Source organism: Paenibacillus sp. 01L418 (genome assembly GCF_056400045.1).
The window spans coordinates 1-1,069 of record NZ_JBFTSN010000798.1 but is presented as its reverse complement, the minus strand read 5'-3'; the positions used below and the strand labels follow the sequence as shown (position 1 = coordinate 1,069).

2 protein-coding genes are annotated in these 1,069 nt (G+C 43.8%); both read left to right on the top strand.

Annotated features, from left to right (window positions below):
* Window positions 1–443, top strand: a 443-nt coding sequence (locus AC1DSE_RS35710; protein WP_477529173.1) for a riboflavin kinase, incomplete at its 5' end; no start/stop codon positions are given.
* A 213-nt stretch (window positions 444–656) separates the two neighbouring features.
* A complete protein-coding gene (gene rpsO, locus AC1DSE_RS35705) occupies window positions 657–926 on the top strand; it encodes a 30S ribosomal protein S15 (protein WP_053375765.1) in 270 nt (89 codons plus the stop codon).
* Window positions 927–1,069: the final 143 nt, after the last annotated feature.

Genomic DNA, 1,069 nt, shown 5'->3' with positions numbered 1-1,069 from the left:
GTACTTATATCCGTGAAGCACTTGAGCAAGGTGATCTTGAACTGGCAGAACGATTGCTTGGCAGGCCATATGAAGTTGAAGGGATCGTTGTTCATGGGGACAAAAGAGGTCGTACGATCGGGTTCCCAACAGCAAACCTGCAATTTAATGCCCCATATATCGCGCCAAGACTTGGCGTTTATGCGGTAATGGCTTGGGTTGGTGATACCGCATACCCTGGTGTTTTAAACTATGGCTTAAAACCAACCTTTAATAAAGATGAGCTGAAACCTGTAATGGAAGCTCATTTGTTTGACTTCAACAGCGATATATACGGTGAGCATATGCGTTTGCAATTGCTATCGTTTATCCGTTCGGAGAAAAAATTCAATTCCATTGCCGAGCTTGTTGAGCAGATTGGATCTGATTCTGAGCAAGCGAAGGCGATCCATGGTTACAACTAACTGATCGTATCATCCATTCGTGTGTAAACGAATGTTGGGCATTCTTTATTTATGATCCTCGACATTCGTCCACCTTATGTGTTATACTATACAACGTTGTAAGTAGTCATACATTTTGTGTGACATACGGACAAACTTAACCTTAGCTTGGATGTCCGATCTCACCGACGGCTTCGAGGCTAATGGCGATTATCAAGAAGGAGGTGAATTAGGATGGCAATTACACAAGTACGTAAAAACGAACTGATTGAGACGCATAAGACACATGCAACTGACACGGGTTCCCCGGAAGTTCAAGTGGCTATCCTGACTGAAAACATCGTTAACTTGACTCAACATTTGCGGGAGCACAAGAAAGATCATCATTCCCGTCGTGGTTTGCTCAAGATGGTAGGTCAGCGCCGTAAGCTGCTTGCATACCTTAAAAACAATGATGTTAGACGTTACAGCGCATTGATCGAAAAACTCGGCCTACGCCGCTAAAACATGCGTAAAGAAAAGCAACCTGGTTGTCCAGCCGTCCGGGAATAACGGATGAGCGGATTCGGGTTGCTTTTTGTAATAGGGAAACACTCGGAATAAACTGCCCATTAGCAGTGAAATAGACTAATCGAATAACTATTAGG

Coding starts and splice junctions, on each gene's coding strand:
- rpsO (WP_053375765.1), top strand. CDS start 657: ATGGCAATTACACAAGTACGTAAAAACGAACTGATTGAGACGCATAAG.